Raw genomic sequence first — 7,423 nt, 5'->3', positions numbered from 1 at the left:
AACAGCACCTCAAGATCATTCTGAGCACACCACAGTCATGATCACAGAAGACGATCACGTGCCGTCACCGAATCGCAGAAAGTGGGCCAGAACCCCTACTGGAAGAACGATCTTTACCCCCAAGCCCCGGCCTGCTCGGCTTGGACGTAGGCGACGACAGACGGGAAGGCGAGTCCCCACAGCAACCCTCCAACAACGCTCAGGGGTATGATCATCGCCATCCCGGAGTCTGAGCCCCCGCCGGAGGCGGGGCCCCTCAAGCACTTCGCCCTTCCTACGTTCTACGGCGAGTCCAGCGGGCCAGAGGCACGCAGTGCGATGACCGACCCGAGGGGGTTCCCAAAAGGCTGGTCGCTTGTCCCGGGGCAATGAGTGAACCTTTTTCATCCTCGCGCGACCTCGTAGGTCTGCCCTGGCACATGTGAAGATGACCACATGACCGAGACGAGCCGCGCAGAAAGGCTGGCGTTACGCAGAGCCGCGTATTTGGGCGCGGCGCTCCTGGCCGTCATCCTTGCCGTGGCCCTGATCTGGAGTGAGGACCTGCGCTTCGCGCACTCGTCAGGGAGGATGGAGGCGGTCGCCCGCACGCTGGGGGAGGGCGCTGAACTCAGGGATCAAAGCATCGGAAGCCTCTCGTTCGAGATCGTCTACCGGGAGGACGACCGTGTCTACTTCTATCGAGGCCAGGGCTGGGGAGGGGACGGCTACGGCTATATCTGGAGCCCCGCGAGCCGACCGAGCGATGCCGGGCACGTGGAGGGTCCGTGGTATGAGTTCCGGAACGACGCGCACCAGTGAGCCCTTCAATCCTGACGCCGCAGGTCACAGATCGATTGCTGGCGGCGCGCCTTACCCGTGAATAGAGAAAGCCCCTGGTAGATGCAGGTCTGCCAAGATCAAGCATCACCAGGAGCTTCCGTGCTGTTCTATCGTGCCGCCGTCGATTTGTCGCGTTCAACACTGACCTACGTCGCCGGGCTCATCCGCCGCCACCGCAAGGCGATCGGATCGACATGGCGACGGCTCAACCCCGGCCAGCAGGCCATGCTGGTGCTGGTCTACCTGCGCAAGGACGAGACGTTCACCGAGATCAGCGCGGGATTCGGAGTGTCGGCTACGACGGCCTGGCGGTACGTGGAGGAGACCGTCATGCTGCTGTCGGCCCGCTCACCCAAGCTCACCCAAGCCTTACGGAAGGCCAAGAAGGACGGGTTGACCCACGTCATCCTGGACGGGGCGCTCATCCACACCGATCGCGTCCGGGCCGACCGTCCCTACTTCTCCGGCAAGCATCGGCTCCACGGCATGAACGTGCAGGTGATCGCGGGTCCGGACGGGACGATCCTGTGGACCTCCGGCGCGATGCCGGGCAGTACGCACGACCTGACGGCTGCCAGAGTGTGGGGCATCCTGCGCGAACTGGAGAAGGCGGGGATCCTCACCCTGGCCGACAAGGGCTATCAAGGGGCCGAGGCCACCGTCGTCATCACCCCGTACAAGGGCCGGAACAAGCCGGCGTCCCAGAAACAGGCCAACCAATCACACGCCAAGCTCCGCGGACCCGGGGAGCGCGCGAACGCGCAGCTCAAGTCTTGGAGAATCCTGCGGAAGTTGCGCTGCAGCCCCAGCAAGGCCGGCCACCTGGTCAAGGCCATCGCCGTCCTACAGAACCGCCGCGTCGCTCATGCCGCCCGAGGATGAAATGGGTTCAGTGATACGGCCAGTCACTCGATGTACGGCTCTGTGTGGGTCAGCCCGTGATCGATGCGCCGCCTGATCGCGGGCTGGATGTCGTAGCTGTCCAGTTCGGAGGGTTCCACCCATCGAACCTCACGGGATTCCTTTGGTGCGGGCTGGAGTGTGCCGCCCAACACTTGGGCACGGAGACAGACATTTATGGGCTGGCGTACTTCGTCAACCTCGTCGTCGTGTATGTAGGCGATCACGTGATCGGGCGTGGAGAAGACTCCCACAAGCCCTGTTATGGCGATCTCGATTCCTGTCTCCTCCCGACACTCGCGAACTCCAGCGTCGGCGACTGTCTCACCCTTCTTGACTCCACCGGTCGGGATGGTCCAGAGATCGTTGTCGGTGCGGCGCAGGAGTAGAAGTTTGCCGTCGCCGTTCATAACGAACACGCTGGCTGATGCCTTACGACTGGTCGGATGAGGCGCGTGAGGGTCACGCCAGTAGTCGATTCGGCGTCTCTTCATCGTCCGGCCTCCGCTCGCACTAGCGGACGGGCCGACGCCCATACGCGCTCGAACGACTCTAGGTAGGTGTTGAACCACGATCCATCGACCCTGCGGAGGTGGAGAGTGGGCGTATACGCCGCAAGAATGCCGTAGACGTGGACATTGATCAACATCTCATCGTCAAAACGGTAGATGCTGTTGTAGAGGGGCGTGTCATGCAGTCGCACGTGAACGCTGGGCGGCATGTGCTGGGTGTAGTAGTGCAAGACCGCCGTGACGCGCCCGGCGACACCGCCGCCTATCTGTTGTTCTGCGTCGCGTGCTTCGAGCTGCTTGCCCTGAGGGTCGCCCAGAAGCAATCGGACCCTGACTCCAGACTCCGCCTTGGCGCTGAGGGTGGGCAACCAGTCGGGATGGTCCTCAGTCAAGAACAAGCCAGCGAAGGCTAGGAGATCGACATTTCGGCTGGCCGCCCGAAGCGCTTCTGTCCACTGATGTCGTGGAACGTCGGTCCGGCGAGGGTAGGTAGCGACTAGTTCGGCTCCTACCAGGGCAGCCTTATCAATTGCGTCGGGCCAGAGGTACGACTCGTCCTCCTGGAGGATCGCAGCGACCCTGTAGCGGGTTTTGGGGTAGGGGATTGCGGCTCCACTGAGCCAGCGACTAACGCTCTTTGCGCTTACCTGGGCAGCATCGGCGAGCTGTTCGACATCTAGACCAGCGCGGAGCATGGTGCGGCGAAGACGCTCATTGACCATGACGCGAGTATCCCGCCTTTAGACGACTTGGGGAATCTAGTTGGCTAAAGGATGTCCCCAGATGTCTAGCGGTGTCAGCGCGCTGTCCGGCCACCGCGTTGGAAACTTTTCGCAAACACCCCTGGTCAGACGTCGGTCGCTAGTTGAGGTCATTGTGAAACCGGGCAAAAGGGTAGGCGGGAATATAGCGGACGAAGAATATGATTCCGCTCAAGCATCAAATACCGGGCACAGTGCGCCAGTCGGCGGAAAGCGTACGACGCTGGATGCGGATCTGCTGGGCCATCGGAGGCCAAGGGACCCGATCAATCCCAACATGCCGAATGTGGCGCGGATGTACGACTACTTCCTGGGCGGGAACGACAACCTGGCGGCGGATCGGGCGGCGGCTGAGGAAGCGCTGAAGTTGAATCCGAACGCGCGGGAGTGTGCGCGGGCGAATCGGGCGTTCCTGGGCCGTGCGGTGCGGTTCCTGGCGGAGCGGGGGGTGCGTCAATTCCTGGACATCGGCAGCGGGCTGCCTGCGGTCGGCAACGTTCATCAGGTGGCGCAGGCGGTCATGCCGGATGCGCGGACGGTGTATGTGGATCACGATGCGGTGGTGCTCTGCCATGGGCGGGCGCTGCTGGCGACGGATGAGCACACGATCGTGGTGGAAGCGGATATGCGTGATCCGGCCACGATCTTGGAGTGCGCGGCTGAGCGGCTGGATTTCAGTGAGCCGGTGGCGGTGTTGCTGGTGGCGAGCCTGCATTTCGTCCTGCCTGAGGAGGATCCGTACGGGATCGTGCGGTACCTGATGGGAGGGACAGCACCGGGGAGCTACCTGGTGGTGTCGCATGTGCTGCGGACAGAGACCACCGTGCGGGCGGTGGCGGCGTATGCGCGAGCGTCGGCGCCGGTGGCGTTGCGCAGCGAGGAGGAGATCGCGGGGTTCTTCGAGGCTGTGGGTGCGGAGCTGGTGGAGCCGGGGTTGGTGCGGGTGCCGTTGTGGCGGCCGGAGATGGCGGTAGGGCTGGCGGCGCTGGATGCGGCGCGGGTGGATTTCGTGGGCGGCGTGGGGTGGCGACCATGAGTACGGCAGTGGTGAGCACGACGGGTTGTCCGGCGGGCCGGTTGGCGCGGGCGTTGGCGGATGAGCTGGGCCGTCTGGGGCTGAAGCCGGAGATCTCGGAGTGTGAGGGGATCGCGCTCGTCGGAATCTGGGCTGTCGGTCTGCCGGTGTGGTGTGAGTGGATGAACGGCGAGTGGCGGTTTCGCTGGTCGGTGGAGACGGTGCCGGGCGGTGGCGAGCGGTTCACGACCTGTCCGGGGTCGGCGGTGGAGACGGCGGCGCGGCGGGTCGTGCGGGCGGTGCGGGAACGGGCCTCGGTGATGTACGGGGATACGCGCCGGTGGGGGGTGGCGCGATGACGAGCGATGATCCGGGGTTCCTGCAAGCGCGGCTGGATGCGTTCGGGCCGTTCGTGGAGCTGCGGTGGGGACAGCGGTGGGTGCTGCGGGTGCGGGCTGCGGCGTGGGTGGCGTTCGCGGATGCGGTGCATCGGGGGCGGTATGTGCCGGAGCGGGTGCGGGTGCGGCCGGAGTGGGTGCGGGTGCGGATAGAGGAGCGTTTCGACGCGGTGGCACCGGTGGGCTGGCAGCCGAAGGTGTTCGAGGTGCCGAATCTGGTTTGGGAGCGGTTCGTGAACGGTGTGCGGGCTGGCGCGTTCGCGGAGTTGGCCGTGCTGGTGTGGAGCGGGGTGCCTGCGGAAGCGCTGCGGGGACCGGTCAACGGGCAGGCGGAGGCGGCCCTATCCGCCGAAACGATCACCAATGAGGCGCTGACCAGCGAAAACGCTGATCACGGGCCGCTCGCGGGCCAACCGGGCCAACACGGGGCAGCATAGCCGTAAAACCCCAGGTCAACCCCCTGATTGTGGACAAGCGATCGTTCTCCACAGAATCCCGCTCCACTCCCCGCCCGCCAGCCGCCGTCGTCCATCCTGAGTGCCTCCAGACCGGACCCGAGCCGGACGGGGCGAGGCCACCCCATCCGACGCGGATCCAAGCGACTCAAGCCGAACACGTCTGACCTCACCCGTCCGCCTTCCCCTTTGCCCCGACCCCTGCCCGAGCTCCATCCACCACTACGATCCCGTCCGCATGGAGGCCACCGAGCCATGAAGATCACCCTCCCTTTGCCCGACGCCATGACCTCCCTCTTCATCGTCGCCACGGATCACGCTCCGTTCGACGTCGAGTCGTTCGTGCCCTGGCGCGTCGGCGGCCCGTACCGAAGAGCCGCGATCAGCGCTGCAGGCAACGGCGCTTTGTCGGTGACCCACCACCCAACCCCGTGGAAACCCATCGAAACCAACCTCACAGACGACGAGAGACGCCGCCTCCGCCGCACAAAGCAACACATCGTGGTGGAGTCCACGGCACCCCCACACAAACTCCTTACCACCGTGCAGGTGGCCCGCGCCTCCGCCAGGGCCCTGGCTCGGGAGTGCGACGGCCTGCTGATCGACCCGCTGACCGGCTCGACCATCCTCACCTGCGGACGATGCGCCGGCGAGCCGACCCACTTCCGCCTCAACGACGACTGGCTGTCCTGGGACGTCCAGGTCCACGACGCCGCGACCTGCCCGCCCTGGGACCCGTCCGACATGGGCGCATGCGACTGCCTGCGCGTCACGTCCCGGGGCCTGCGCCGCTTCGCCCTCCCCGAGATCACCTTGGACGGCGCCGCCTGCGCCCACAACCTGTGCGCCACCAACCTCCTGCGTACGGTGGCCAACCGCCTGCTGACAGACCACCTGACCTACCTCACCACCCACCCGGCCGCCACCCACCGCAACATCGATGACTTCCTCCAGATCCACCCCTCCGACCAGCCGGACGGCGGCCTCCCGTTCGGCGTCCAGCTGACGCCGTACGACGCGGACCTGGGCGAGTTGGGCCGCACCGGCAGCATCCGCCGCCTCAAGGTGGGCCCCGCCCCCGGCGCCGGCCAGATCACCTGCCTCAAGGTCGGCCCACCATCAGGCTTCACCGGTTCCTTGAACGACTGGCTGTGCGCAACCCAGGCCTCCCACCACACCACCCTGACCTCGATCGACTGCCGAACCCCCGACCCCTCGCGAATCCTGGCCGCCTGACCAAGCCCCCAACCCGGCGCACACCGCTCCAGCTGGACACCGCTCCAGCTGGACACCGCTCCGACCGGGACACTGCTCCGACCGGGACACTGCTCCGACCGGGGCACGCTCCGCTCAAAGCGGAGTGCATACTGCTTCGGCGCAAGGAGTGGGCGTCGTGGCCTTGCACAACTGGCTCAGCGGCAGGCGTTGCGGCTGTGTACAGCCGGCGCAAGGAACCTGGTGTCTCGGTCGCGTCCCACCACAGATCGGGCGCAACCTATCCAAGACGGTTGGTGGCTCCACGTGGAAGCCGGCCCGAACCCCGTACCTGGTCCGGCTGCCTGACCGCTGTGGCGGGGCGGGGTGCGGCGAGCAGGGCGAGGGCTCGGGGCGGAGGCCGGAATCGGTCAGGTCGCGTTGAGGGCTTGGGCGGCTTCCAGGGATTCGGTGATGGCTGAGGGGATGTCCACAACCGGGAAGATGACGTGGCGGATGGTGCGGGAGCGGTCGATCAGCAGGATCAGGCGCTTGAGCTTCATGGCCTGACCGGCTCGGAACGTCGGCAGCCTCAGGGCGGCGGCCAGGTGCAGGTCCATGTCCGAGAGCAGCGGGAACGGGATCGACTCGGCGGTGGCGAAGGCCGCCTGCTCGTCCGGGCGTTGCGTGCTCACGCCGTGGACGGCGACGCCGGCGGCGGTGAACTCGGGGTAGCGGTCGCGGAACAGGCGGTTTTCCAGGGTGCAGCCCATGGCCCCGGGGACCTGGTCCCAGTCGGGGGGGAGGGAAGCGGCCAGGCCGGTTGACGGGTAGGCGAACAAGATCGTCGCGTTCGCGGTGTCGGAGACCACGTCGAGGTGATGGGAGGAGGGAAGCGCGGCGAGGGAGGCCTGACGGCGGGGTTCGTTCATGGCCGCGTGCTGGTGAGAGGACGTGGTTGCTTCCTGCCAGTGGGCAGGGGTTGCCGTCCGCTGCGGGTGGGGAGGGATTGTCGTCCCCTGCCGGTGGGCAGGGGTTGCCGTCCCCTGTGCGTGGGGAGGGGTTGTCGCCTCCTGAGGGCGGTCGGGGGTGGTCGCTTGCTGCCGTTGGGCGGATGCGGCTGGGTCCTGTTGACGGGCGGAGACGGTTGCGCCCTGCGGGTGGGCGGAAGTGGCCGTGGTGGATCGCCGGCTGTAGAGGGATGCTTCCCGCCGCTGGGCGGAGGGGTGTCCGTCCTGCTGGTGGGCAGGAGCGCCTGCCTCCTGTGGGTGGGCAGGAGCGCCTGCCTCCTGTGGGTGGGCAGGAGCGCCTGCCTCCTGTGGGTGGGCAGGAGCGCCTGCCTCCTGTGGGTGGGGTGGGGTGGTGG

The 7,423-nt window shown here is 66.4% G+C and carries 9 protein-coding genes; 6 read left to right on the top strand and 3 right to left on the bottom strand.

The features are described 5' to 3' along the window. Positions 1 to 435 precede the first annotated feature (435 nt). Positions 436 to 801, top strand: a complete 366-nt coding sequence (locus tag AB0J69_RS61115) for a hypothetical protein (RefSeq protein ID WP_364138431.1) — start codon at positions 436 to 438, stop codon at positions 799 to 801. A gap of 120 nt (positions 802 to 921) precedes the next feature. Beyond that, positions 922 to 1,704, top strand: a complete 783-nt coding sequence (locus AB0J69_RS61110; RefSeq protein WP_364138428.1) for a transposase family protein — start codon at positions 922 to 924, stop codon at positions 1,702 to 1,704. 23 nt (positions 1,705 to 1,727) lie between these two features. On the opposite strand, the gene AB0J69_RS61105 is transcribed toward AB0J69_RS61110, so the two are convergent. Together AB0J69_RS61105 and AB0J69_RS61100 are read right to left on the bottom strand one after the other, a co-directional pair. Then, complete coding sequence (locus tag AB0J69_RS61105) at positions 1,728 to 2,216, bottom strand: NUDIX domain-containing protein (protein ID WP_364138425.1); 489 nt, start codon at positions 2,214 to 2,216, stop codon at positions 1,728 to 1,730. Continuing rightward, positions 2,213 to 2,956 carry a helix-turn-helix domain-containing protein gene (locus AB0J69_RS61100; RefSeq protein ID WP_364138422.1) on the bottom strand — a complete coding sequence of 248 codons (744 nt, stop codon included), beginning with the start codon at positions 2,954 to 2,956 and terminating at the stop codon, positions 2,213 to 2,215. Before AB0J69_RS61100 ends, AB0J69_RS61105 begins: the two co-directional genes overlap by 4 nt. Positions 2,957 to 3,017: 61 nt before the next feature. Here AB0J69_RS61100 and AB0J69_RS61095 point away from each other — a divergent pair, with 61 nt between their 5' ends. The 4 genes from AB0J69_RS61095 (at position 3,018) to AB0J69_RS61080 (ending at position 6,099) form a co-directional block, all read left to right on the top strand. Then, on the top strand, positions 3,018 to 4,031 hold the full coding sequence (locus tag AB0J69_RS61095; protein ID WP_364138420.1) for an SAM-dependent methyltransferase: 1,014 nt from the start codon (positions 3,018 to 3,020) through the stop codon (positions 4,029 to 4,031). A gap of 53 nt (positions 4,032 to 4,084) precedes the next feature. After that, positions 4,085 to 4,369 (top strand): hypothetical protein, encoded by a 285-nt coding sequence (locus AB0J69_RS61090; protein ID WP_364138418.1) that lies wholly within the window; start codon positions 4,085 to 4,087, stop codon positions 4,367 to 4,369. Beyond that, on the top strand, positions 4,366 to 4,845 hold the full coding sequence (locus tag AB0J69_RS61085) for a hypothetical protein (RefSeq protein ID WP_364138416.1): 480 nt from the start codon (positions 4,366 to 4,368) through the stop codon (positions 4,843 to 4,845). Before AB0J69_RS61090 ends, AB0J69_RS61085 begins: the two co-directional genes overlap by 4 nt. Positions 4,846 to 5,118: 273 nt before the next feature. Then, on the top strand, positions 5,119 to 6,099 hold the full coding sequence (locus AB0J69_RS61080; protein ID WP_364138414.1) for a hypothetical protein: 981 nt from the start codon (positions 5,119 to 5,121) through the stop codon (positions 6,097 to 6,099). 389 nt (positions 6,100 to 6,488) lie between these two features. On the opposite strand, the gene AB0J69_RS61075 is transcribed toward AB0J69_RS61080, so the two are convergent. After that, positions 6,489 to 6,989 (bottom strand): peroxiredoxin, encoded by a 501-nt coding sequence (locus tag AB0J69_RS61075; RefSeq protein ID WP_364138412.1) that lies wholly within the window; start codon positions 6,987 to 6,989, stop codon positions 6,489 to 6,491. Positions 6,990 to 7,423 lie beyond the last annotated feature (434 nt).

It is taken from the genome of Nonomuraea sp. NPDC049709 (genome assembly GCF_040674815.1).
Taxonomy (GTDB): domain Bacteria; phylum Actinomycetota; class Actinomycetes; order Streptosporangiales; family Streptosporangiaceae; genus Nonomuraea.
This window is presented reverse-complemented; position numbering and strand designations above follow the sequence as displayed.